A 25,429-nucleotide genomic window follows, 5' to 3' on the forward strand; every position below is an offset into this window, starting at 1 on the left:
AGGAGCATATCAATAAAGCCAATGATATTGAAATATGTTTACGGGATTTACAAATACTACCATTGATGACAGAGTTATAAATATGACAGACAGAGCTTTAATCCATTTAAACAACCTAACTGATTTAGAAAAATCATCTATTCACTCCAACATTAAAGTATTTCATACTCCTTGTTATCCGAATAATTTCTAATAGGAAAAATGAATGACTATTTTATCTTTAGATATAGAAATATATACAGATTGGAAAAAGCCATTAACTCCAGACATTGCAGTTAATGATACCTATAAAATCGTAAAACAATTGGAAGATATCTTCTTTGGATACTCTAAAGTATGGTATTTAGGCGGAGATAGCCGCGAAGAAGCATTAACTCGGGTAGCTTTTGATGATAGAGGAATAACAGACGAATGTATAAGCGACTTTAAAGAAAATTATACAGAAGAAGATCCTACGGTTATATCAGGTGTCTGGGATGGAGGCGAGGATGGGCAAGCATGTTCAATCAGTTACTTTAATTATCATGTTGAAAGACAAGGCCAAACAAAAATAGAGATTAATATATCCATTAAAGAAAAAGAGTTTCACTTTCTTAAGTTGATTGATTTTACCAAGTTTCTGGTTTTTAGCCATAATTCACCTTATATTATGGTAGAAGCTAATAATTATAGAATAAAAAGAAAACAGGTCTTCCCAGATCGTTTAAGTGCTGGCTGGATGCTCTACTTACCAATTGAAATAGATCCGATTTTAGTCCCAATGGCAGAAGAAATAATATCTATTTCTGATAAAAATGACAAAAAAGGCTCATTGATTATCACTACAAAAGATATTTTTGATATTGAAAACCAGGAGCATATCAATAAAGCCAATGATATTGAAATCTGCTTACAGGATCTACAAATATTACCTCTGATAACAGAGGTATAACTATGGCCAGCAAAGCAGCTATCTAATTAAACGACCTAACTAACATTTAAGCAAGGGTGAAAGTAAATGACTACATTATCATTAAATATGAAATTATATACAGATTGGAAAGAACCATTAACTCCAACAATAGTTCTTACCGATTTATATAAAATTACACAACAAGTAGATATATTTTTTAGACGCCATAAAACTTGGTATTTACCAGGAAATACTCGTCAAGAATCTTTACAACATATTGCTTTTGATCAGCAAGGAGCAACAAAAGAAGCAATAAAAGAGTTTGAAGAAGATTATACAGAAGAAAATCCTATAATTATTAAAGGGATTTGGGATGGCGAAGATGATGACTATTCATGTTCAATTTGTTATATGAATTATCGTCGAGATCGGTTAGGGCAAACCCAAATAGATTTTCATATATCTATTGAAGAAAATGAATTTCGGCTATCACGATTAATCAGCTTTATTAATTTTTTGATTTCTACTCATAGTGCACCTTATATTATGATAGAAAACAATACATATAGAATAAAAAGAAAACACGTTTTCCCAGATCGTTTAAGTGCTGGTTGGATGCTCTATTTACCAATAGAAATAGACCCAATTTTAGCTCCAATGGCAGAAGAGATAATGCCTGTTTCTGATAAAAATGACAAAAAAGGCTCATTGATTATCACTACAAAAGATATCTTTGACATAGACAACCAGAAGCATATTAATAAAGCCAATGATATTGAAATCTGCTTGCGGAATCTACAAATATTGCCTCTAATAACAGAGATATAACTATAGCAAGCAAAACAGTTATCCGTATAAACGACACAACCGATCATGGTGGTAAAGTTATTACCGCCATTAATAATTAGGTTTATCAAGGCGTGTCTATTGCTAAAAGATGATTAAGTAAACTGCCCTAAGTGCAAAGGGGGTTTTCCTATTGTGGATGGAAAAAACCAATATTCTGTATCTCAAAGTCTACGGCCTGGACGAGAACAATCAGCTTATCGGGCGCGGTTTTATTCCTAACGTCAGCAGTTTTCTTTTACTTTCACCTTACCACCATGCGAAGTCGAATCACCGACCAAAATAATAGAACATGACATCTTTCCCTACATTAACTAATAACTAAATATTAATTTCAGCTTCCAACATCTGGCTATCATGGCGCCATAACTCGATTAAGGAAAACTTATCTCAATAAAACGCATTGAAATAAATTACATAATCATGTTAGTTAAACACCTATAAAATTTACCTTATTAACTGTTTTAAGCAAAAAATTACGCATAGTTAAATTATCAACCTTGATATCCATAAGATAAAAATATAAATTTGCATTAACATTTGGTCACAAAGAACACAAAGGTAGATATGGGAAATTTTGAAGATTTCTATAGGGAAGCACTTTCACAAATTAACCGTTATCAATAACGACACCAGTGAATACTGGGAATTTTACAATATGCCTGGGCATCAGAAGATCATGTAATTGAAGGAAACATTATGAAAACCGGACTCCGCTTTTCCTGCACCATCGGCAATCTGCCGCCCATGACTTTTGCGGTAGTGAATTTTACCTTAGATGAAGCGCTTTCATCGTTATTTACCCTGTCTCTCACATTAGCGGCAAGCCGTTCAAATATAGACACGGACACCCTGCTGCTCCAAACCGGGCGGTTCACTGTCACCCGTGACGATATTCTGCAACGTGAAGTGAAAGGATTGGTTGCAAGTGCGGTTGTTGGCGCCACAAACCGACATCAAACTCAGTATCACCTGACAGTCAGACCAGAAATGTGGCTGCTGACACTCGATCAGGACAGCCGTATCTATCACCAGCTCAGTGTCCCCGATATTTTACAAAGCATCCTGAAACAGAAGAAACTTCGGGCCAATATGCATTTGAATAACCCACACTCAACACGGGAATACGTCACCATGAAAAGGGAATCATCCTATGATTTCTTTACCCGCCTGGCGGCTGAGGAGGGGATTTTCTTCTGGTTCGCCGATGACGGGCTCTATCTGAGTGATAGCTATCTGAACATGAGAGCGCCGGATACGTTGATTTATAACCCGGACGTCACCAGCGCAGTAGAAGAAAATGTTATCTATAAATGGTCTCTTGGCTCCTACATGCGCCCGGAATCTACCGACCAAAAAGACCGAAATTATCACAACCCCAATTATGCCTTACAGCATAACGCCACGGATTTTGAAGCGGAGAACGGCACGCCATTTCATATTTTCGAAAGCTACGGCCGTTTTCAGAAAGACAAAGAGGGCATTCCATTTACCCAATACCGGCTGGAAGCTTTGCGTGTTGACAGCAAATCAGGGCAAGCGGACAGTAATTGTATTCGATTAATGCCGGGCAGAATTTTTACACTAACCCACCACCCGATTGACGCCATGAATGATCGCTGGCAAGTCATCTCTTCCCAACATATCGGGCATGTCCCCGCCGTTCTAGGCGATAACGGAACCGGCACTACCCTGAATTCACACACCCGGTTCATTCCAGGCCGCAACGATTGGCGTCCGCCATACCGCTATAAACCATTGGCCGACGGCGATGAAATCGCAACGGTTGTCGGGCCCGGCACTGAAGAAATTTACGTCAATAAAGATGGCGCGGTTCGCGTCCACTTTCACTGGAACCGTTATGACGCGCCTGATGATCAGGCTTCTTGCTGGGTGCGGGTTGCACAAGGGTGGAATGGCAACGGATTTGGTTTTCTGGCAACACCGCGAGTGGGTCAGGAAGTGATTATCTCCTATCTCAACGGCGATATTGACCGGCCTATCATTACCGGATGTACTTACAACGGCCTTAACCGCCCGCCACTGAATTTACCCGCGGAAAAGACACGCACCACGTTCAGAACCAAAACGCATAAAGGTAACGGCTTTAACGAATTACGTTTTGAGGATGAAAAAGGGCGGGAAGAGATTTATATCCACGCTCAACGTGACCAACTGATCCAAATTAACCACGATAAGACACAAAAAATAGAGCACGACGAAAGCCACACGGTCATGAATGATCGTCGGCATAAAATCGGCCATGATGAATTTATCCGTGTCATGAATGAACAACATATTCAGGTGGATAAAAATCAGTTCGAAACCATTGAGAAAGACAAAATTACCCGGATCAACAATAGCTGGAAGGAAGAGATCTACGCCTCCCATTTCCAACAAATTGGTGAAAACAAACAGTGTGATATCAAAGGCAATTACCAATTAAATGTCATTAAAGGCATTCACTCACACACCAAAATACATACCCTGCAAGCCAGCGATACATTGATCCTCAGAGGTAAGGCAGGAAGCATCACTCTGGATGCTCAAGGCATCACACTAAACGGCAACATCTTTCTGAAAGGCCCGGTGGTAGTGCAAGGAGGAAGCGCAGGCACCGTGCCGACATTGACCGGCGCAGCCAATGAAGGACAGCCCATCGCTCAGGATTGCAAAGGAAAAGCCGATGCACAGAAGGAAACATCAGAGTGAAAACGCTATCCTCATTTAATTCAGCCTATTACTGGGTTGCCAATTGCACCTACCAAGCGATAGGTAATGAAAAACATCCTGCCGGACAATATTCAGCCAAAGCATTAATCTATGCGCCGACTGAATACGAGGCACTAACAAAGCTGTGCAATTACGTTATTGGTTTCGGAATAGAAAACGGTCAATACCAAGACATTATTGCCTTACAGACCTATTTGATGGAAAGCACTCTGCCCGAATTACGGTTAATACGCCATATCCAACAGATAAGCGATCAACACCCCGTAATATTGGTAGAACAGGAAAATGTTGACTCTCCACTGCCTGCCGCTTGTGGTGATCTAATCTTGACACAAGCCACTGATACACCTGTTTATGGAGATAACGAACATCTCTACGCGGTCATTGATGCGGCAATATACCAACAGGCAGGACGATTTATCATTCCTGATCTGCTCGCTTCCTCCTTACGCTGGCAAGGATTATTTCAGGGAGAAACTCAAGTTTCACTGGAAGATAGCGCCCCTTATCTGGTTGAACTGCATAAAGACAGTAGTAATCAGCCAGAGCTACAGCGATACATTATGAATGCCGATAACCGGGCAGAGTTGAGCTTGTTTATCCACAGCGAACAACCTTTTGAAACGCTGCTGAATCATCTGCGTAAGTTCACCTATTTAAAAAATGAGCTGACTCAGACGTGGGCATTTTTCCGTTTCTATCATCCCAACACACTGACAACACTGCTTAATACCCTGTCCGACGGGCCATTAGCCCATTTTATGCAAGGGATCAACGCAATGTGGTTCTATGGTGATAAACCCGATACCCGCCACATTATCACCATCACCGAAAACGTCCGGCAGGCAAAACCCATGCCTGTCACGCTCAATCGCCGCTTGTGCGAACTGTTTGATCAACAAGCGCAACAACGCCTTACATTTAAAACCATTGATTTTATTCAGGAAAACCTGGCTGAACGCTGTCAGGTGAATAAAAACACCCTGCCTGCTTTTGTTTTACAGCAGACGAATCAAGCTTATCTGCAAGGGCTAACGCAACAGCGGGCCATACTCTATTATGTTGCCGCCAGGTGTTTAATGCCCGATGATGAAGTTCACTGGCAACAGTTTTGGGACTCAGCCTGCTCGCAAACAGAAACGCAGGAAATACGGGCACATTCACTTTTCAAACAATGCGACACACTGACAACCAAGGAAATATTATGACCACTGACATTCAGGAACGTTTCGACAAATTAATAGAAAAAGCTTACGAAATGTTCCCACAAAATCTTGAAGCAGATACTTATATTCAGCCCTGTGACTGCGATGTTAAACCGATTTACCCGGTTCGCTATGCTTATGTGAACTTTTTCGGCAAGGAGCTGGAAAAACCAGAAGCGCCCCCGGACATCCACACCCTGATGTTCTCTTCATCACTCCAACAAACCAAAGGCTATGCCGCCCGCCTGCTGCGTCCCGGCTGGATATACATTAAGGAAGAAGACCCGCTTACCGCTCGCGGCAGCAAGGCCCGGGGCTATCTTCATATCTTTAAATACTGCGTGTCAGAGAAAGAGGTTAACGGCAAAAAACAGCGGGTAGAGAAATTTAGAAAATATATGTTTCTCAACCGCAGAGATGCCAGTGAAGGGCTTATCCCTGAGCCGGGCATTCGGGGTGAAGGTCATTCATTCCTGTTTGTCGCCAAAGATGTCATCAATATCAGTATCGCCTACAGTGAACACCCGTGGCACTCCTCGGTACTGGCTAAGATTGACAGTAGTCTTGAACTGCGGCAGAAAACCATGCAGTTCATCAATCTCGAACAGAAGCAATCCCCCTTTGCGGTTAACGCCTCAGACAAGTATTTTCGAAAACTGATTGTCGATTACAAAATCCGGCAGGAACAGTTTGCCAACATCAAGGCCATCATTGAAAAAGACATCAATGAACTGGATTTGGCTGACGTCAGTATTGATACGCTGACCACTCAGGACAGCTACGAAATGGACGCCGGTAAGATTATCCAGGAAATCAACAGTTATCTGCACTTCAATGAACAGGCGCGGATTGTGATCCTGCATGACCCGGTAGGCCGTCAGCGGGACATTGTGGAAGCCTACTCTATCCTGAATTTGTGGCAACAGAGCTATAACGCCTCCAACATCTACCCACTGACCATCGGTTTCTATGTCGAAAAGCTCAAAGCCACCAAAAACCCGGAGCTGAAAAAGAAAATAGATGACAGTATTGATTCTGATGCCTGGGAAAATGACTGGCCAAAACTGAAAAAAGTCACCGAAGATTTTGAAGCGCGTCAGGCGATGTTTATGAAACTGTTTGAAGCCTTTGCGGATAACCCGGACCTCAGTTATCAAGTCGGCGGGCTGCAAAATTACTTTCACTACTTCTTTTCACTGCAAGATGAAAAACAGACGCTGGAAGAAGAGGATGCGCTGGAGTTCCGGTTTTTCAGTGAAATTCTCTCCGGTCTGCTCGGCAACCTGCAATCATCCTTGCCCGGCCAGCAGGTTTTAGCAAAGCTTGCGGCCAAAGAGTCAGACGGCAACGGGGATGGCAACTTCTGGCGCACCATTACCACCGGGGTTGTCACCGTACTGAATAACGACAAAGTAAAATCACCGCTGCTTAAGGGCCCGTTTATTAGTGGCGTCGATAATATTCTGCTGGGGATGGGGACCTTTCTGGCAACCGTCTGCGCCTATACCAATCAGACAATTTATCAGGGTTCAAGTTATGTCCGGCAGATTCCCCAGAAAGCCATTGACCAGATAACCCAACAACTGGTTCCGGCCCTGTTATCCACGCTAGGCGTAGTGATTGAACCGGATGGCAGAGTGGCACTCAGTGAACAGAGCTATCAGGAAGTACTTAAGCGGCTGGAATCGAAAACGAATCGCCACCGACCTGATCCGGCAGTACGTCAACAGGCTATCGGGGAACGGATGATTAACTGGAGTAAACGCCTGGGATCACTCGGCAATAAACCGGTAATCACTCTGCCCGAAGTTAAGGCCAGTGTGGACTCGCCGGTTCAGCTTTTTACCTTAGAAGGGGCTGGTAAACCCTCTATTGGTTTACTGTTTGATTCTTCATTGACCGGTGTCAGCCTGTTTCTGAATGCCTTCACCCTGGCGGACGTGGTTATGCAGACAGAATATGCCCGCAATAACCCTTTACAGCCTGGATCTTCCTATATGAATCTGCTGCGCTTTAGTACCGCGGTAATTGGTATGAGTGCTGATTTGACTTCTCTCGGTTCAACGCTGGCTAGCAAAGTAAACTCTCCCATAGTGAAAGCATTGATGAATGGGCTAAAAGTGCCTGCCATCAATGCGGCGATGGTTAGTCAATTTTCCCGTGTTGCCGGTAGTGTAGCGGGATACTTAGGAGCAATTATCTCCTTCTATGATGCAAGTAACGCTTTCAAAGTGGGTAATAACCTAGAAGGTTATGGCCTGGTAGCGATAGGAACAGGTTCCACCATTTTAACAACTGCAATCTGGATCGGAGCGGCGGTAGGCTCCTTCCTGACTGCGGGTGTACCTACTGCGATAGTCGTCGGGGCTAGTTTGCTTATCGGTGGCAGTATTGTACAAGCTAGCAGTGCCTGGTCAGATTTGGAGAAAGTGCTGAATAACTGTTTCTGGGGAGCAGGGGACGAATATGCTTTCTGGGGAGAAAATGGGAGACCTAAAATTTCCAAACAATTAGAAGTTGCTCGTGAAATGGATCATCTTACCAAAGATCACTTTCTTATAGAAAACCAAGAATTTTTAAATCTCTTTATCCAGCCACAACTGAAAATACATCAAGGCTTTGGCGTCACCACCTATTGTTTTACTCTACCTGCTTTTCAGATGAATCTCTCAAATATTCGAGGGATCTTTGTGACTTCACCCAAAACCTCTTATTGGGGAGAAAAAGTCGATTATATTGAGATTAACCGCCGCAAATATACTCCCGATGCTTTTCGCAATGCCAAATTCAAGGAAGCTCAGGAACAGGGAAAACTTACCCTAAATGGCGATACTGCAACACTAGAGATAGTAGTCCCTGAAACTATAGGAGTTTATTCACACATTAGTGAATTGTACTGGTATTATGAGCAATCGGAAGATATTCTCTCCCCTCTACGCTATTTCTGGGGAGAAAAACCGACAACAGAAAATACCATTAAAGGCAGTTTTGACGGGGAACACATACTATGAAACAGCGATTAAAAAATTTACTCAAAAAATGGTTTCCCACTATCCATCCATTGCCAGCCAAACGGCTGGCCAGCTGGGAAAAAGAAATTCTGGCGGCACCACCAGATATTAAGGATGCAGAAACCATTAAGCACGTGGAGATACTGGATTACCTTGATAATAAAGAATGTCATATTCGTAATACTCAACGCCGCGCCCGGAGTATTGCTTTAATTCCGGTTACACTGGGGATTATTAGTAGCCTAGTGTTAAACATTAACGATTTTATGGAATCAAGAAAAAAAAGCGAATATAACCTCTATCGTTGGATAGAATTAGTGAAAAAGAAATATGGCGAGGAATTTTATCTACGCAATGATTTACCCGATTATATGGAAGATGCCCGCTATATTGGCAACGACAAAGAGATCTCTCTAAGAAAATACCTGCATTACCGCTATACCTATTATGAAAATAGTAGTTATCTTTTCAAGGTCGATATAGGTTTTCTGTTACTCTATCTGCTGATTATCCCACCTTTTGTATGGGCTATGTTTTTTTCACGCCGACAAGCTCCATTAATTATTGACCGTGAACGGCAGATTTTTTACACCTGGTATAAAGGCAAAGCTTATGCCGCTCGTTATCCACAAGTAGGCATGGCAGAAAAAACTAATATTATGTTCCTCAAAGTCTACGGCTTGGACGAGAACAATCAACTTATCGGGCGTGGTTTTATCCCTAACGTCAGCAGTTATTCTTTTGCCTTCTTAAGTAGTGGCAATGATAAAGGTCTGGCAGTCGCCTTTATGGTGAAATTCTTATTAAACGGCAAAGAGGCGGTCAGTAAAGTGGATTATAAACGCCATGAGCCGCTTATCTGGTGGAGTAAAGATAAAAGACCTGCCGATTTAGAAGCTCAAATTCCGTTGATTCTGGCAGAATTGGATCGCTTAGGTCCCCCTGATGAAGATCTTTCCGAATGAAAGTGAAATTAAAAAACTTGCTTAAAAAATGGTTTCCCACTATTCATCCAATGCCAGCCCAACGGCTGGCCCGCTGGGAAAAAGAAATTCTGGCAGTCCCTCCAGATATTAAGGATAAGGAAACCATTAAGAATATGGAAATACTAGATTACCTGAATGATAAAGAATGCCATATCCGCAATCCTCAACGCCGTTTTAGAAATATTAATCTAATCCCTGTAACATTAGGGATTATCAGTAGTCTTATTCTTAACATTAATAGCTTTATAAAAGAACGAAGAAGTGGTGAAGAAAACATTCATCATTGGGTTAATATAGTGAAAAAGGAATATGGTGATAAATTTTATCTACGCAATGATTTGCCAGATTATATGGAAGGAGCCTGTTACATCGGTAATGATAAAGAAATTTCACTAAGAAAATACCTACACTATCGCTACAATTTTTATGAATATAGCAATAATATTTTAATAACTGATATGGTATTTTTATTGCTTTACCTGCTGATTATTCCACCCTTTGTATATTGTATATTTTTTTGGAAGAGTCAGGCACCATTAATTATCGACCGTGAACGACAGATTTTCTACACCTGGCATAAAGGTAAAGCCTATGCTGCCCGTTATCCACAATTAGGTATGATGGAAAAAACCAATATTCTGTATTTCAAAGTTTACGGACTGGATGAAAATAACAACCTTATCGAACGTGTCTTTATCCCTAATGTCAGCAGTTATACTTTTGCTTTCTTAAGTAGTGGCAATGATAAAGCTCTGGCAGTAGCCTTTATGGTGAAATTCTTATTAAACGGCAAAGAGGCGGTCAGTAAGGTGGATTATAAACGCCGTGAGCCGCTTATTTGGTGTAGTAAAGATAAAAGACCCGCCGATTTAGAAGCTCAAATTCCATTGATTTTGGCCGAATTGGATCGCTTAGGTCCCCCTGATGAAGATCTTTCCGAATGAAACAACGATTAAAGAACTTACTTAAAAAATGGTTTCCCACTATTCATCCTTTGCCAGCCCAACGGCTGGCCCGTTGGGAAAAAGAACTTCTGGCTGCACCTCCAGATATTAAGGATAAAGAAACCATTAAGCACGTGGAGATATTGGACTACCTTGATAATAAAGAATGTCATATTCGCAATACCCAACGCCGCGCTCGGAGTATTGCCTTGATCCCGGTCACACTGGGGATTATTAGTAGCCTAGTGTTAAACGTTAACGATTTTATAGAGTCACGAAAAAATAATGAAGTATGGATACATGGTTGGGTAGATTTAGCGAAAAAAAATATGGCGATAATTTTTATCTGCGTTATGATTTACCAGACTATATGGAAGAAGCTAGTTATATTGGTAATGACAAAGATATCTCTCTCAGAAAATACCTACATTATCGCTATAACTTTTCTGAATATGGTAATGATGTTTTTATCACTGACATGATATTTCTATTACTCTATCTTTTAATTATTCCACCTTTTGTATGGGCTATGTTTTTTTCACGGCGACAAGCACCATTAATTATCGATCGTGAACGACAGATCTTTTACACCTGGTATAAAGGCAAAGCTTATGCCGCTCGTTATCCACAAGTAGGCATGGCAGAAAAAACTAATATTCTGTTCCTCAAAGTCTACGGCCTGGATGAGAACAATAAACTTATCGGACGTGGTTTTATCCCTAACGTCAGCAGTTATTCTTTTGCCTTCTTAAGTAGTGGCAATGATAAAGGTTTGGCCGTCGCCTTTATGGTGAAATTCTTATTAAACGGCAAAGAAGCAGTCAGTAAGGTCGATTATAAACGCCGTGAGCCGCTTATTTGGTGGAGTAAAGATAAAAGACCTGCCGATTTAGAGGCACAAATTCCATTGATTCTGGCTGAATTGGATCGTTTAGGTCCCCCTGATGAAGATCTTTCCGAATGAAAAAACGATTAAAAAATTTACTCAAGAAATGGTTTCCTACTATTCATCCTCTACCAGCCAAACGGCTGGTACGCTGGGAAAAAGAAATCTTGGCTGTACCTCCGGATATTAAGGATGTTGAAACTATTAAGCACGTGGAGATACTGGACTACCTTGATAATAAAGAATGTCATATTCGCAATACCCAACGACGCGCTCGGAGTATTACTTTGATCCCGGTAACTCTAGGATTAATTACCAGTATGTTATTAGCAGCAAATGATTTCATAGAAGAACGAAAGAGTAATGAATCAGAAATTTATCATTGGGTTGATGTAGCTAAAAAAGAATATGGGGAGAAATTTTACCTACGTGATGACCTGCCTGACTATTTAAACGGTATGAACTATATTGGTGATGATAAAGATCTGTCCCTGAGAAAATACTTACATTATCGATATAATTATTATCGATATAGCGACTACCTTTTTAAAGTCGATATAGGTTTTCTTCTGCTCTATCTGTTGATTATACCTCCTTTTATCTGTGCCGTCTTTTTTTTACGCCGGCAGGCGCCATTAATTATCGATCGTGAACAACAGATCTTTTACACCTGGTATAAAGGTAAAGCCTATGCTGCCCGCTATCCACAAGTAGGCATGGGGGAAAAAACTAATATTTTTTATCTCAAAGTCTACGGCCTGGATGAGAACAATCAACTTATCGGGCGTGGTTTTATCCCTAACGTCAGCAGTTATTCTTTTGCTTTTTTAAGCAGTGGCAATGATAAAGGTTTGGCGCTGGCTTTTATGGTGAAATTTTTATTAAACGGGAAAGAGGCGGTCAGTAAGGTGGATTATAAACGCCGTGAGCCGCTTATCTGGTGGAGTAAAGATAAAAGACCTACCGATTTAGAAGCTCAAATTCCGTTGATTCTGGCAGAATTGGATCGCTTAGGTCCCCCTGATGAAGATCTTTCCGAATGAAACAACGATTAAAACATTTACTTAAAAAATGGTTTCCCACTATTCATCCTTTGCCAGCCCAACGGCTGGCATGCTGGGAAAAAGAAATTCTTGCAGTACCACCAGATATTAAGGATGCAGAAACCATTAAGCATGTGGAAATATTGGACTACCTTGATAATAAAGAATGTCATATTCGCAACACCCAACGCCGCGCCCGGAGTATTGCTTTGATCCCTGTTACATTAGGAATTATTAGTAGTCTTGTTTTGAATATTAACGGATTTATCGAAGACCGTAAAAATGATGAAGCAGAAATTTATCGTTGGGTAGCATTAGTAAAGAAGAAGTATGGAGAAGAATTTTATTTTCGCAATGATCTACCTGATTATATGGAGGACGCACGTTATATTGGGAATGATAAAGATATCTCTCTGAGAAAATATCTTCACTATCGCTATACCTTTTATCCAAGCAGTTCACGGATTCTCAAAATTGATATAGGCTTCCTGCTTCTTTACATAATAATTATCCCACCGTTTGTCTGGGGCATATTTTTTTCACGGCGACAAGCTCCATTAATTATTGATCGCGAACGACAGATCTTTTACACCTGGTATAAAGGCAAAGCTTATGCCGCTCGTTATCCACAAGTAGGCATGGGGGAAAAAACTAATATCTTTTTCCTCAAAGTCTACGGTCTGGACGAGAACAATCAACTTATCGGGCGTGGTTTTATCCCTAACGTCAGCAGTTATTCTTTTGCTTTCTTAAGTAATGGCAATGATAAAGCGCTGGCAGTCGCCTTTATGGTGAAATTCTTATTAAACGGCAAAGAGGCGGTCAGTAAGGTGGATTATAAACGCCGTGAGCCGCTTATCTGGTGGAGTAAAGATAAAAGACCTGCCGACTTAGAGGCACAAATTCCGTTGATTTTGGCCGAATTAGATCACTTAGGTCCCCCTGATGAAGATCTTTCCGAATGAAGCAACGATTAAAAAACTTACTCAAAAAATGGTTTCCTACTATTCATCCTTTGCCAGCCCAACGGCTGGCACGCTGGGAAAAAGAGATTCTGGCGGCACCGCCAGATATTAAGGATGCAGAAACCATCAAACATGTGGAGATATTGGACTACCTTGATAATAGGGAGTGCCATGTTCGTAACACTCAACGCCGTTTTAGGAGTATTAACTTGATCCCAGTAACCCTAGGGATTATTAGTAGTCTGGTGTTAAATGTTAACGATTTTATGGAATCGAGAAAAAAAATGAAGCGTGGATTCATAGTTGGGTAAACTTGGCGAAAAAAAAGTATGGAGAAGAATTTTATCTACGGAATGATTTACCTGATTATATGGAAGATGCTCGCTATATTGGTAATGATGAAGAAATTTCACTAAGGAAATATTTATATTATCGTTATACTTTTTACCCAAGCAGCACCCGATTGCTCATAATTGATATAAGTTTCTTTCTGCTCTATCTATTGATTATTCCACCCTTTGTATATTGTATATTTTTTTGGCAGAGTCAGGCGCCATTAATTATTGACCGTGAACGACAGATTTTCTACACCTGGTATAAAGGTAAAGCCTATGCCGCCCGTTATCCACAATTAGGCATGGTGGAAAAAGCTAATATTTTGTATCTCAAAGTCTACGGCCTGGATGAAAATAATAACCTTATCGGACGCGGCTTTATTCCTAACGTCAGCAGTTATTCTTTTGCCTTCTTAAGTAGTGGCAATGATAAAGCGCTGGCAGTCGCCTTTATGGTGAAATTCTTATTGAACGGCAAAGAGGCGGTCAGTAAAGTGGATTATAAACGCCGTGAGCCGCTTATCTGGTGGAGTAAAGATAAAAGACCCACTGATTTAGAGGTACAAATTCCGTTGATTCTGGCAGAATTGGATCGCTTAGGTCCCCCTGATGAAGATCTTTCCGAATGAAGCAACGATTAAAAAACTTACTTAAAAAATGGTTTCCTACTATTCATCCACTGCCAGCCCAACGGCTGGTACGTTTTAAGCAACATAACGGGATCGATAGCTGGTCGGCCATTATTATGGCAATACAGCGGGGAGACTCATTCGCGGATAAATTCGAAATCAATAGCGGCATCGATTTTACGGACCAAGTGATTTTTGGGCACCAGCTCGTCAAGCGAGAGCGTTTCTGGCGGGAAAGTCTGAGGAGGCGGTGTTCTTAACATAGCGGCAAGCTCCGTTTGGTGAACGGAACTTAATTAAAACAAAGTGCCGGATAAAAAAACCAGCACTTTGTCAATAATCTGACTGACTAAAGTCGGTGGTTTTAACCTTTCATATGGAAGAATAAAAAAATCCGCCTGTACTTAATATCATACAGTTCCCTCGTCCTTATAATCCTTCTTACTAAGAAGAATAACCATCAAAAAATAATATATAGAAGGAACACAATGGATATCTATCAGGAAAGTATCAGTTTTTTAGGTAACGGTGCCGATTTCGATGAAAATGGATTATTTCAATGTGAGTTATCATTCGATACTAATGACCATGGTGAGGCGCTTTTCTTAACCATATTTAAGAATGAAACAACCATTAATTTACACATATCTCTGACCAGTCCAGTTGAATTACCAACGCCTCTTCCAGAAGCGATTGCAGTCACGATCGGTGAACACGCGCTGGAACCTTTTAGAGGCGGCTTTGGTATTGGCTTAATGCCTGATAGCCGTAGATTAACGATTTATAAGATTATTTCTCTATCAAATAAGCCTCAAAATTATGTGCAAAACGTCTTTCAGCAACTGTTAGAAAAAATGGAGCAATGGCACCATTTTATTGAACAAACGAATAACGCAGAAACGATCCCAGAAAAACTACCTGTCGGGATTTTTATTTAATCCCTACAGCGAACGCCCCTATTTATAATATAAGGTTAATTTATGTCAACAATTCAAATTAATAGTCAGCACAGAGGTAGTTTAGACTTCGCGGATATTCAAAATATCAAAACCAATGCGAAAGAAGGTGATACGGTTAAGTTTGGCTCTGTATTTGGTAAAGAATACAGCGTTACTAAAAACAGTGATGGTGAAGTTAGCCTAAAACAAAAAGAGAATCGCAGCTTTTTCAACCGCTTCTTTAGCAATACAGATTCATCGAAAAACAGTGATTTAAAACTGAACCTGATGAACCAACAGCTGCACAAAAAAGAGAACAGCGGCAACGTTAAGGTCTTAACATTAACCTACAACCAGGCTAACCAAAAGATGCCGGAAGAGACTAAGAACTACTTCCAGAATCTGATCCAAAAAGGTGATTATGATGTGGTCTTGTTTGCTGAACAAGAGTCTAAATTGCTTGCTAACGACCTAGAACTTGATGGCATGAACCTCCTTAGCCAAAACAAAATGAAAGTAATGACCAAAGGTCTTGGTGAAGGTGTTAGTTATACTTCTATGTCTGTTTTTGCTAAAGATGGCGTCGATATTAACGTGAAAAAAGAGTCTGAGTATCGTCACGGTATCGGTGGACGAAACATGGCATTCTTCATGGGTATCACTGGTAACAAAGGCGGGGTGAAAACCGATTTAGAGATCAATGGCCAAGCTTTAAACGTGATTTCCGCGCACTTAGATTCTAACAAAGAAGTAAAGCGTGAATTCGAAGGAAACAAGTTGATGGAGGGGATCAAACCGAATGAAGAGGTTCTGATCACCGGCGATCTCAATGAGCGTGAGAAGCGGGTTGCTGAAGGCTCTGATGTGCTGTACGACCCAATTGCACACGATGATACGCATTTAGCAAAACATGGCTTTAAGTTCAAACCACTCGATAGCCATACTTACATGCAGCTTGATAAGCACACTGGCAATATTAAACAGAAAGAAGGTCGAGATCGCCCTGATTTCGGTGAGCTCGATAATACTGGTTTAACCAACAAAACGGGTAACTTACAGAACCATGAAACCAGTGTGATCACTGATGGATTTGTGAATGTCAGTGACCACAAACCAGTGCAGTCTACGTTTGAGGTAAGAAGTTTCTCTCAAAAACTCATAGAAAGCGCGATGACTCAAAATGCCGGTGACTTCAAAAATGACGCGGCGTACCTAAAGCCTGGTACTGATCCAGCTAACGCGACGTTTGACGATGTCACTTCCGCTAACCAGGCACGTCTGGGTTTAGAAAGCTTAAGTCCCAATGAACAAGAGTTCGTAAAAGAGAACTTTTCGAGTTTTATTATCGGTAAAGATGCACTCTTCAGTCAGTTAACTAGCGGCTTTATGGAAGAGATGAGTCAACTTCACTCATCTGATCTTGTTAAAAACCCAGCTCAACTACAAACGCAGCAAATTGCATTGAGTGAAAAGTACGAACTTCTCAGTGATAAAGTGAATGCTGAATTTAATAAACAATTCGTTGCCAATCTCTAATAGCAAGCTAACAATTACTCTCTGTTAGATATTAAAAGCAAAGAGTGGTCAGTTTTTGAAAGGGCGTTTATTCCGAAAAAAGTATGCCAAATTGAAAAATTGGCATACTAATCAGCTCGAACATAACGAAGGCGATTCTACCTTAATCGGGTGATGCCTCCGATCGGTTGAAGCGGTATGATGGGTGCTTTTGAGACTCAGCACTTCATAGCATCCATCACCGCTCGTGTCCTCAAGATTGGCATTAACACCGTCCTGCGCGCCCTAAAAAAATCGCACCAAGGCAAGTAACTACCGATTGGAATGAAGATTTTACGAGCAGCTTTGAGCGATAAAATTTCTATGAATAACATACATCAAACAGCAAATAAGACCAGCTTTATGCTGGTCTCAGACCGCAGACAAACCTCATTGAAAAGAACGAGGTTTGTTTTTTTCATAATGAAAAATGTTATGACCATTTTCCTCATTAAGCCCATGTGATCGTCCTCCAAGGCGCCATTTTCGCCTCCGCCGTACCACATGCCCCCTTTATCCAGCAATACAAAGGCGCAACTAATTCGCGGATGAATTCAAAATCAATGGAGGCATAGACTTGGCGGACCAGGTGATTTTTGGGCGCCAGCTCGTCAAGTGAGAAGGTTCCTGGTGGAAAAGTTTGGGGGGGTTCTTAACATGGCGGCAATCTCCGTTGGGTGAACGGAACTTAATTAAAACAAAGTGCCGGATAAAAAACCAGCACTTTGTCAATAATCTGACAACGCCAATAGCGCTGTGATTACAGTGGATAATAAATTAAACCCGATATATTTTGCACAAATAGTGGGAAACCGCATCATCAGCGTTTGAACCAATCACTTCCATATCTGGCAAGATATCTTTCAAACGCTGGTGAGCATCCCGCATAATACAGCCCTTACCTGCCACCATCAGCATTTCAAAGTCATTCATGCCATCACCAAAAGCAATACAATCACTCAGTTTATAACCCATAGATTGGGCTACCCGCTCAAGCGCATGACCTTTCGACACCCCACCCGCCATCACTTCCAGGCAATTGCGCAACGAGAAACTCACATTGACTCTATCGCCCCAACGCGTTTTGATTTTCTCTTCCAACACAACCAATAGATCATGATCTTCGCAGGTAAAATAAACTTTGCATACATCATCGGTTTTAAAGTCGTCACGCTCAAAAAGTTGATAATGAAACACGGATTCCTGAAAGAACTCTTTCTGTCCAGGGCATTCACGATTCATATACCAGTGATCATGGCAGTAATAATTCGTCAGAATATCAGCGTTATCAAACTCCATTAGACACAACTCATGCACAATTTCAGGATCAACATTGTGACTGAAAACCAATTCACCCACAGCATTGTGTACCCGAGCGCCATTGGAAGTAATCATATAGGCATCAATGCCAAGAACATCTCGGATTTGCGCGACATCTACATGATGACGACCAGTGGCAAAAATAAAATGAATGCCTTTATTGGTCAGTAAATTAAGGGTTTCCTTGGTGTAAGAAGTTAATTTGTGATCAGGGGACAGCAAAGTGCCATCTAAATCTGAAGCAACAATATGATACATAGTTATCGTTCCTATAATTGAATCAATTCCGGTCAAAAAAATCACAAATGGCATTAAGTGCCTGGCTACGTAATTTATCTTTTTCAAACAGGATCTCATGACGCGCCCCTTGAATAATCAAAGGTGACCGTCCTTCAATGAAATCCTTCACTTTGTTACGTGATTCACAAAAAGCCCGTAATTTCCAATTGTTAACGACCTTATCTTCACTGGCTTTTAAAATTATCAATGGTGTCTCAATTTCTCCGGCTTTTTCCATCAACATATCGCCAATCCAAATACTTTCCCGTATCCAGTGATATGTCGGACCACCTATACGTAATTCTGGATAATCCGCATAATAACGGAGGTAACGGCTATAACGCTCATAACTGTGTGTCAGAAGGTTTATCGAATAAGGCAACGGACGCCATTTCCCAGTGAGTACCGCATAATGGTTGCGCATATCCGGCCGCTTTTCAGCCCGGTTAACCAGGAAAGTCGCCAACCAACGTGGCATAGGAAAGTTAATACCAAACATAGGCGCGCAAAGGGCCGCCGCATCAAATACTTGACTGTGACGTAATAAAAATCCCCCTAATATTGCCGCCCCCATTGAATGGGCTAACGCATAACAGTGAGAATAATGACGAGGAAGAATTTCTTTTTCGATAAATATTTCAACGTCATTAATATAGTCGTCAAATTTTTCTACATGCCCTTTTTGTGGATCTTCAAGCATCCTGCTGGATCGCCCCTGCCCACGATGATCAATAATAAAAACGTCGTAGCCAAGGTGATGAAAATCAAATGCCACTTCCGAGTATTTGATATAACTTTCACTACGCCCAGGAAAGATAACGACCGCTCTATAATTTTTTATTGTTGCGCAAAAACGGACATAGCGTATCAGTATATTATCTACACCGATAAATTCACGCTCTTCCCTGACCTGCCAAAAATCCAATAAAGGCCCGTTGGCAAAAGCAGAGAACTGTGCCTCACGATTGAGCCAGCTTTCTTTTAACATTTCTGGCGTCATCAATTATCCTCAGACTATTCAAGCTCCTCTAGATGTTCACAAATTAAGGCCATAAAGACGTTACCAAAACGCTCCAGTTTACGTTGCCCCACACCGTTGATTAATAACATCTCATCAGCCGTAACCGGGCATTGCTCCGCCATTTCAATCAACGTGACATCGTTAAATACAACAAAAGGCGGGATATTTTCTTCGTCAGCAATAGATTTCCGCAATCTACGTAACTTGGCAAATAGTTTGCGATCATAATTACCACTATATGATTTACTTTGCTGATTACGCCCTTTCAGATTCTGTATTCGTGGAACAGCCAGTTTTAGTGAAACTTCACCACGCAATATCGGACGCGCGGCTTCCGTTAATTGTAATGCAGAATAGTTGGCGATGTTTTGACTGATAAAGCCTAAATGAATAAGCTGCCGCAATACACTAACCCAGTGTTCCTGACTCTGATCTTTACCGATACCATAAACCGGTAAATGATCATGTCGCATATCACGGATACGCTGATTATTCGCGCCTCTAAGCACTTCAACAATATAGACGATACCAAAGCGCTGCCCAACCCGGTAAATACAAGAAAGCGCTTTTTGGGCATCCACTAAACCATCATAACTTTTCGGCGGATCAAGGCAGATATCACAGTTACCACAAGGGGTTTGTTTACTTTCACCAAAGTAGTTCAATAACACCAGACGGCGGCAAGTTTGTGCTTCGGCAAAAGCCCCCATCGCATTGAGCTTATGCCTCTCAATATCTTGCTGTGTACCCGCCTCTTTCTCTTCCAGACAACGGCGAAGCCATACCATATCCGCGGGATCATAAAACAGCACCGCTTCCGCCGGCAAACCATCACGTCCAGCACGTCCCGTTTCCTGATAATAGGATTCGATATTACGTGGAATATTAAAATGCACCACAAACCGAACATTAGGTTTATTAATCCCCATACCAAATGCCACGGTCGCCACCACCACCTGCAAATCATCACGTTGAAACGCGTCCTGCACCCGCGCACGCTGGCTGTTGTCCAACCCAGCATGGTATGGCGCAACACTCAGGCCACGTTTTTGTAAACGCTCTGATATCTCTTCAACTCTGCTGCGGCTGTTGCAGTAAACAATGCCGCTTTTACCTTTTTGACCGCGAATAAATAACCACAGTTGATCTAATGGTTTGTATTTTTCTATCAAGGTGTAACGGATATTGGGACGGTCAAAACTGCTGATATGGATAAGTGGATTATTAAGATTCAGTAGTCGGACAATATCATTACGGGTAGTTTCATCAGCGGTCGCCGTCAACGCAATGACAGGCAATGTCGGAAAGCGTTGCCTTAGCTGTCCCAACGCCCGATATTCCGGCCGGAAATCATGGCCCCATTGTGAAATACAATGAGCCTCATCCACAGCCAGCATTGCGGGTTGCCATTCCAGAAGTTGCTCAAGGAAGTTATCCATCATCAAGCGCTCAGGGGCGATATACAGCAATTTAACCATTCCCTGACGGCAACGTCGGATTACATCAATTTGCTGTTCACGGGCCTGAGTTGAATTCAAGCAATCCGCCGCAACACCATTTGCCCGCAGTTGATCCACCTGATCTTTCATTAAAGAGATCAACGGCGAAACAACCAAAGTTACCCCTTCCTGTACCAGCGCCGGAATTTGGTAACACAATGATTTACCGCCACCAGTCGGCATAATGACCAAACAGTCACGCCCTTCAAGAATGGTATTGATAACTTGTTGCTGGCCAGGCCGGAATTGCAAATAACCAAAGGTTTTCCGCAATACCTGCTCTGTCAGTGATATCGTATTAATGACCTCTGCGGTAGACACACTTTTCCTCAACCATATTAAAAAATCACAGACGCTGTTCAAAACGTCTGGGCATTATGCTATCTCACTCTCGAAATAATTACAGCATGTCATTGAACATCATCTCGGTATAAAAGCAGGTTTAATTAAAGGTTACAGCCGATCAAAAATTCTCCCCCAATTCATCTTACTCATCCCAATGCAGCACTATAACGCCGCATTTTTGACTGCTATTTAGGCAAAAATAGAGTAAATCCTTACACTTACACAGTTGTTAATGATAATAATTTGTATTAATGTTATCAAAATTGAATACCCCAAAAGTCACCTGTCTAAGAGAACCGGAACGAATACCTGGAACAAGGATGCTTATATTCGAAAATTTCAGAATTAAGCGTACCGATTTGTTTCCAGCGTATAGCGACTATGTTGGATAGGATTTTTTGATTATGAATAGGGATTGTTATCACCATGAGTTCACTACATATTAACTCTGATAATCACACTCTGCACCTCAACGCAGAAAACTGGCTCCATGCCAATCGCCACCTAGTGACAAAAATATTACGTGAGCTGTGTCACGAAAAGTTGATTAATCCTACCTATCATGGACAACAGCAATATTCTCTAACAATAGGTGACTACCAATACCATTTTCAAGCGGAGGCTTATCAGCTCGATCATATCGATATTGATGCCGCTTCTGTAACCAAATTCAAAGATAATCAATCTCAACCACTCGATGCCATTCAACTGATTATTGAGTTGTATCCACTGTTGGAAATTCCGGAAAAAATGCTGCCGATTTATCTCGACGAGATATCCAGCACGCTTTACGGTCACGCTTTTAAATATCAGTACAACCGACTGACAGCCCAAGATTTAGCTCATGCCGATTATCAAGTCGTCGAAACAGCAATGAGTGAAGGCCACCCGGTCTTTATTGCAAATAATGGCCGAATTGGTTTTGACGCGGATGATTATCAGCGCTACGCGCCCGAAAGCGCTAACCCCGTGACTTTAATCTGGATTGCGGTACACAGGAATAAAGCTACCTTTTCTGCGATATCTGATCTCTCATACCAGCAATTAATAGAAGAAGAGTTAGGGAAATACCTGCCAGCACAATTTGAACGTCATCTTAATACGTTGGGATTATGTCCATCCGATTATTATCTGATGCCTCTTCATCCCTGGCAGTGGCAGCACCGTATCGCCATTAGCTTTGCGGCAGATATTGCCAATAATAATATTGTTTATCTTGGCGAAGGTTATGATCGCTACCTCGCGCAGCAATCTATCCGTACTTTCTTCAATATTACTCAGCCAAAGAAGAACTACGTTAAGACCGCCCTCTCGGTGTTGAACATGGGCTTTATGCGTGGACTCGATCCACACAGCATGGTCACAACCCCATCAGTCAATGAATGGCTCAGTAACTTAGTCCATAATGACAGTTTCTTCCAACAGAAAGGTTTTACCGTATTACGGGAACGTGCCGCTCTCGGTTATTTCAATAACTACTTTGAATCAGCCATTAAGAAGGACAGCCCACATAAGAAAATGCTGTCAGCACTGTGGCGCGAAAGCCCAATGACGCTGTTGAAAGATAACCAACGCTTGATGACAATGGCTTCGTTACTGCATGTTGACCATCAGGGTAATTCCGTTATCGCTGCTTTAGTAAAGTATTCAGGATTAGATTCAGAAGAGTGGGTGTCACGTTATCTCGATGCTTACCTTTCTCCATTACTGCGCTCTTTCTTCACCTATGATCTGGTATTTATGCCACACGGTGAAAACCTGATGTTGGTGCTGGATAATAACAGCCCGACAAAAATGTTGATGAAAGATATTGGTGAAGAAATCGCTATTTTGAATGGCGATCTTCAACTACCTAAAGAGATTAATTTCCTGCATGTCACTATCGAAGACGACATGAAGATTAACTATATCTTCCTTGATATTTTCGATTGTTTCTTCCGCTATTTGATTCCACTGTTGCAAAAAGATCTCAATCTACCAGAAGAGCGTTTCTGGTTACTGGTTGCACGCTGTGTCCATAATTATCAATCACAACATCTACATCAGATTGAGAAATTCCGTAAGTTCGATCTGTTTAAGCAGGAATTTGTGCGTACTTGTCTGAATCGTCTGCAAATGGCGAACAATCAACAGATGATTGATCTCGACGATCGTGAAAAGAATCTCAAATTCGCCGGAACTTTAATTAACCCGCTATACGCTTTGCGCCATGAATACTCAGTTACTCTTCATCAGGCCGAGCGGAAATAAATAAAAATATCAACATAGATATACCCTATGGATTTCAAGATGCATCGCGACGGCAAGGGAGTGAATCCCCGGGAGCATAGGTAACTATGTGACCGGGGTGAGCGAGTGCAGCCAACAAAGAGGCAACTTGAAAGATGACGGGTATAAATACCAAAAGACTTAATTTGGGGATGTAATGAATAGTAAGAAAGTGATGTATCCGTTTTTGCAAAAGGATTCTATGATTAAAAAAACAACTCTTGCAATGACTATACAGTTAGTACTGATGGGAAATAGTTATGCAATCACGGAAAGTGCGCAAAATGACAAGATACTCGTCACCGCTTCACGACCAGAACATGAAGGTGTGACCGAAGACACCGGCATGTACAATACCACATCGATGGTCACCGCCACCGGTCTCAACCTCTCGGCGCGTGAAACGCCACAGACCGTCAGTGTCGTGACCAAACAACGTATGCTTGACGAAAATATGGACAGTGTTAATCGCGTCATCGACAGCACAACCGGTATGAGCGTACGCCAGTTTGACAGTGATCGTTTCGGGTTTACTTCTCGTGGCATGTCTATCAATAACATCCTGCGTGATGGGGTTGCGACCTACTACGATACCCGCTTTAACTACGGTGATAATCTTCTGGATACTGATCTGTTTGATCGTATTGAAGTGGTACGTGGGGCGGCCGGTTTGATGGTCGGCCCCGGCAATCCTTCGGCAGCCGTTAACCTGATTCGTAAACGTCCGACCCGTGATTTCCGTGGCGAATTCTCTGCCGGTGCGGGTTCTTGGGATAAATGGCGTACTGGCCTTGATCTCTCTGGCCCGTTAAATGACAGTGGCAACCTACGCGGGCGTTTCGTTACCGCCTATCAAGCGGCCAACTCCTTTATTGATCGCAATAACAACGAAAGATACCCGTTCTATGGCATTCTTGAAGCGGATTTGACCGAAAATACCTTGCTGACTATCGGCGTGGATTATCAACGTAACCACACCCGTGGCGGTATGTTTGGTGGTTTGCCGATCTATTTTGCAGACGGCAGCAAAACAGACTATAAACGCAGCGACAGCTATGCGCCTGATTGGGCTTTTTCAAAAGTTCGGACCTTCTCTACCTTTACCAGTCTGCAACATAACTTTGACAATGGCTGGAGTGTGAAAGGCACCTTTACTTACGATAATAACGCTTTGGACCAAAAAGTGCTGTGGGCGACAAGTTTTCCTGACCGTAGCACCAATATTGGTATGGTGCCAGGTAACATGACACTTATTGATGGCAGTCGCCGTCAGCAGAACTACGATCTACAGGTGAATGGTGACTACCGGTTATTTAACCGTACCCATCATGTCAGCTTCGGCTTAAACCATCAGCAACAGGATTTCCAGAACGACTATTTCAGGGCAACTTGTATGCCCAAGGGCAGTTGCACCGGACTGGGTGACTTCACCTCTCCTGGCTGGCAATATCCTGAACCAGAGTGGAGTAATACGCGAACTTATGGCTCAAAAGGGCGTAATGAACAGACCGCAGGTTATGCCGTTACTCAGATCTCTCTGGCAGATCCACTGACCTTGATCCTCGGTGGTCGAGTAACCAGTTGGCAGACTCGCGGTGATAATTTCAATACTCCACAGAATGCCAGCTATAGTGACGAACTTGTTCCTTACGGCGGGCTGATCTACAACATCACTCAAGATTTGTCGGTTTACACTAGTTACACCGGAATATTCAACCCAGAAAACCGCC

At 41.9% G+C, this 25,429-nt stretch carries 21 protein-coding genes and 2 pseudogenes; 19 read left to right on the forward strand and 4 right to left on the reverse strand.

The annotated features are described in order from the left end of the window. The 14 genes and pseudogenes from Phpb_RS26555 to Phpb_RS05635 form a co-directional block, all read left to right on the forward strand. Positions 1-80 (forward strand): annotated as a pseudogene (locus tag Phpb_RS26555) (immunity 52 family protein); the annotation flags it as partial. A gap of 125 nt (positions 81-205) precedes the next feature. Further along, complete coding sequence (locus Phpb_RS05575; RefSeq protein ID WP_065389518.1) at positions 206-931, forward strand: immunity 52 family protein; 726 nt, start codon at positions 206-208, stop codon at positions 929-931. A 66-nt stretch (positions 932-997) separates the two neighbouring features. Continuing rightward, positions 998-1,720: an Imm52 family immunity protein gene (locus tag Phpb_RS05580; RefSeq protein WP_065389519.1), complete on the forward strand. Its 723-nt coding sequence runs from the start codon at positions 998-1,000 to the stop codon at positions 1,718-1,720. A gap of 717 nt (positions 1,721-2,437) precedes the next feature. Further along, positions 2,438-4,450, forward strand: a complete 2,013-nt coding sequence (gene tssI, locus Phpb_RS05585; protein ID WP_065389520.1) for a type VI secretion system tip protein TssI/VgrG — start codon at positions 2,438-2,440, stop codon at positions 4,448-4,450. Beyond that, positions 4,447-5,679 (forward strand): DUF4123 domain-containing protein, encoded by a 1,233-nt coding sequence (locus Phpb_RS05590; RefSeq protein WP_065389521.1) that lies wholly within the window; start codon positions 4,447-4,449, stop codon positions 5,677-5,679. The genes tssI and Phpb_RS05590 overlap by 4 nt, the downstream gene beginning before the upstream one ends. Continuing rightward, on the forward strand, positions 5,676-8,687 hold the full coding sequence (locus Phpb_RS05595) for a toxin VasX (RefSeq protein ID WP_065389522.1): 3,012 nt from the start codon (positions 5,676-5,678) through the stop codon (positions 8,685-8,687). The genes Phpb_RS05590 and Phpb_RS05595 overlap by 4 nt, the downstream gene beginning before the upstream one ends. Beyond that, positions 8,684-9,652, forward strand: coding sequence for a hypothetical protein (locus Phpb_RS05600; protein WP_065389523.1), 969 nt, complete (start codon positions 8,684-8,686; stop codon positions 9,650-9,652). The genes Phpb_RS05595 and Phpb_RS05600 overlap by 4 nt, the downstream gene beginning before the upstream one ends. After that, the gene (locus Phpb_RS05605) at positions 9,649-10,617 is read left to right on the forward strand and encodes a hypothetical protein (RefSeq protein ID WP_065389524.1); all 969 of its coding nucleotides are present in this window, start codon (positions 9,649-9,651) and stop codon (positions 10,615-10,617) included. The genes Phpb_RS05600 and Phpb_RS05605 overlap by 4 nt, the downstream gene beginning before the upstream one ends. Continuing rightward, on the forward strand, positions 10,614-11,099 hold the full coding sequence (locus tag Phpb_RS05610; RefSeq protein WP_065389525.1) for a hypothetical protein: 486 nt from the start codon (positions 10,614-10,616) through the stop codon (positions 11,097-11,099). The genes Phpb_RS05605 and Phpb_RS05610 overlap by 4 nt, the downstream gene beginning before the upstream one ends. 47 nt (positions 11,100-11,146) lie before the next feature. After that, entirely contained in the window at positions 11,147-11,581 is a 435-nt protein-coding gene (locus Phpb_RS05615) for a hypothetical protein (RefSeq protein WP_131817493.1), read from the forward strand. Next, on the forward strand, positions 11,578-12,546 hold the full coding sequence (locus tag Phpb_RS05620; protein ID WP_065389527.1) for a hypothetical protein: 969 nt from the start codon (positions 11,578-11,580) through the stop codon (positions 12,544-12,546). Before Phpb_RS05615 ends, Phpb_RS05620 begins: the two co-directional genes overlap by 4 nt. Next, positions 12,543-13,511, forward strand: a complete 969-nt coding sequence (locus Phpb_RS05625) for a hypothetical protein (RefSeq protein ID WP_065389528.1) — start codon at positions 12,543-12,545, stop codon at positions 13,509-13,511. The genes Phpb_RS05620 and Phpb_RS05625 overlap by 4 nt, the downstream gene beginning before the upstream one ends. Next, entirely contained in the window at positions 13,508-13,822 is a 315-nt protein-coding gene (locus Phpb_RS05630) for a hypothetical protein (protein WP_065389529.1), read from the forward strand. The genes Phpb_RS05625 and Phpb_RS05630 overlap by 4 nt, the downstream gene beginning before the upstream one ends. Positions 13,823-13,824: 2 nt before the next feature. Further along, a complete protein-coding gene (locus Phpb_RS05635) occupies positions 13,825-14,475 on the forward strand; it encodes a hypothetical protein (RefSeq protein ID WP_065389530.1) in 651 nt (216 codons plus the stop codon). A gap of 74 nt (positions 14,476-14,549) precedes the next feature. On the opposite strand, the pseudogene Phpb_RS24430 reads toward Phpb_RS05635, so the two are convergent. Next, positions 14,550-14,738 (reverse strand): annotated as a pseudogene (locus tag Phpb_RS24430) (transposase); the annotation flags it as partial. Positions 14,739-14,963: 225 nt separating this feature from the next. On the opposite strand from Phpb_RS24430, the gene ati1 reads away from it, so the two are divergent. The 3 genes from ati1 to Phpb_RS27505 all read left to right on the forward strand — a co-directional run bounded on the left by ati1 (position 14,964) and on the right by Phpb_RS27505 (position 17,240). Continuing rightward, positions 14,964-15,413, forward strand: a complete 450-nt coding sequence (gene ati1, locus Phpb_RS05645) for an Ati1 family type III secretion system chaperone (RefSeq protein ID WP_065389532.1) — start codon at positions 14,964-14,966, stop codon at positions 15,411-15,413. A gap of 42 nt (positions 15,414-15,455) precedes the next feature. Further along, positions 15,456-16,949 (forward strand): VPA0450 family T3SS effector inositol phosphatase, encoded by a 1,494-nt coding sequence (locus tag Phpb_RS05650; protein ID WP_065389533.1) that lies wholly within the window; start codon positions 15,456-15,458, stop codon positions 16,947-16,949. Positions 16,950-17,129: 180 nt separating this feature from the next. Further along, on the forward strand, positions 17,130-17,240 hold the full coding sequence (locus Phpb_RS27505; protein ID WP_420848329.1) for an IS1-like element transposase: 111 nt from the start codon (positions 17,130-17,132) through the stop codon (positions 17,238-17,240). 504 nt (positions 17,241-17,744) lie between these two features. Here the strand turns inward: Phpb_RS27505 and yigL are convergent. The 3 genes from yigL to recQ are packed head-to-tail and all read right to left on the reverse strand — an operon-like array spanning position 17,745 to position 21,407. Then, complete coding sequence (gene yigL / locus Phpb_RS05655; protein ID WP_065389534.1) at positions 17,745-18,545, reverse strand: sugar/pyridoxal phosphate phosphatase YigL; 801 nt, start codon at positions 18,543-18,545, stop codon at positions 17,745-17,747. Between the two features lie 22 nt (positions 18,546-18,567). After that, positions 18,568-19,566, reverse strand: a complete 999-nt coding sequence (gene pldB / locus Phpb_RS05660) for a lysophospholipase L2 (RefSeq protein ID WP_065389535.1) — start codon at positions 19,564-19,566, stop codon at positions 18,568-18,570. A gap of 14 nt (positions 19,567-19,580) precedes the next feature. Then, complete coding sequence (gene recQ / locus Phpb_RS05665) at positions 19,581-21,407, reverse strand: ATP-dependent DNA helicase RecQ (RefSeq protein ID WP_065389536.1); 1,827 nt, start codon at positions 21,405-21,407, stop codon at positions 19,581-19,583. A gap of 450 nt (positions 21,408-21,857) precedes the next feature. Between recQ and Phpb_RS05670 the strand changes: the two genes are divergently transcribed. Beyond that, positions 21,858-23,681 carry an IucA/IucC family protein gene (locus Phpb_RS05670; protein WP_065389537.1) on the forward strand — a complete coding sequence of 608 codons (1,824 nt, stop codon included), beginning with the start codon at positions 21,858-21,860 and terminating at the stop codon, positions 23,679-23,681. A gap of 175 nt (positions 23,682-23,856) precedes the next feature. Further along, on the forward strand, positions 23,857-25,429 hold a 1,573-nt coding region (locus Phpb_RS05675), incomplete at its 3' end, for a TonB-dependent siderophore receptor (protein ID WP_420848328.1).

Source organism: Photorhabdus namnaonensis, assembly GCF_001684335.1.
Classification (GTDB): Bacteria; Pseudomonadota; Gammaproteobacteria; order Enterobacterales; family Enterobacteriaceae; genus Photorhabdus; species Photorhabdus namnaonensis.

Excerpts from the sequence above, each read along its gene's own strand:
- Phpb_RS05575 (WP_065389518.1), top strand. The coding sequence starts at position 206 with ATGACTATTTTATCTTTAGATATAGAAATATATACAGATTGGAAAAAG.
- Phpb_RS05580 (WP_065389519.1), top strand. The coding sequence starts at position 998 with ATGACTACATTATCATTAAATATGAAATTATATACAGATTGGAAAGAA.
- tssI (WP_065389520.1), top strand. The coding sequence starts at position 2,438 with ATGAAAACCGGACTCCGCTTTTCCTGCACCATCGGCAATCTGCCGCCC.
- Phpb_RS05595 (WP_065389522.1), top strand. The coding sequence starts at position 5,676 with ATGACCACTGACATTCAGGAACGTTTCGACAAATTAATAGAAAAAGCT.
- Phpb_RS05600 (WP_065389523.1), top strand. The coding sequence starts at position 8,684 with ATGAAACAGCGATTAAAAAATTTACTCAAAAAATGGTTTCCCACTATC.
- Phpb_RS05605 (WP_065389524.1), top strand. The coding sequence starts at position 9,649 with ATGAAAGTGAAATTAAAAAACTTGCTTAAAAAATGGTTTCCCACTATT.
- Phpb_RS05610 (WP_065389525.1), top strand. The coding sequence starts at position 10,614 with ATGAAACAACGATTAAAGAACTTACTTAAAAAATGGTTTCCCACTATT.
- Phpb_RS05615 (WP_131817493.1), top strand. The coding sequence starts at position 11,147 with ATGTTTTTTTCACGGCGACAAGCACCATTAATTATCGATCGTGAACGA.
- Phpb_RS05620 (WP_065389527.1), top strand. The coding sequence starts at position 11,578 with ATGAAAAAACGATTAAAAAATTTACTCAAGAAATGGTTTCCTACTATT.
- Phpb_RS05625 (WP_065389528.1), top strand. The coding sequence starts at position 12,543 with ATGAAACAACGATTAAAACATTTACTTAAAAAATGGTTTCCCACTATT.
- Phpb_RS05630 (WP_065389529.1), top strand. The coding sequence starts at position 13,508 with ATGAAGCAACGATTAAAAAACTTACTCAAAAAATGGTTTCCTACTATT.
- ati1 (WP_065389532.1), top strand. The coding sequence starts at position 14,964 with ATGGATATCTATCAGGAAAGTATCAGTTTTTTAGGTAACGGTGCCGAT.
- Phpb_RS05650 (WP_065389533.1), top strand. The coding sequence starts at position 15,456 with ATGTCAACAATTCAAATTAATAGTCAGCACAGAGGTAGTTTAGACTTC.
- Phpb_RS27505 (WP_420848329.1), top strand. The coding sequence starts at position 17,130 with ATGGGTGCTTTTGAGACTCAGCACTTCATAGCATCCATCACCGCTCGT.
- yigL (WP_065389534.1), bottom strand. The coding sequence starts at position 18,545 with ATGTATCATATTGTTGCTTCAGATTTAGATGGCACTTTGCTGTCCCCT.
- pldB (WP_065389535.1), bottom strand. The coding sequence starts at position 19,566 with ATGACGCCAGAAATGTTAAAAGAAAGCTGGCTCAATCGTGAGGCACAG.
- Phpb_RS05670 (WP_065389537.1), top strand. The coding sequence starts at position 21,858 with ATGAGTTCACTACATATTAACTCTGATAATCACACTCTGCACCTCAAC.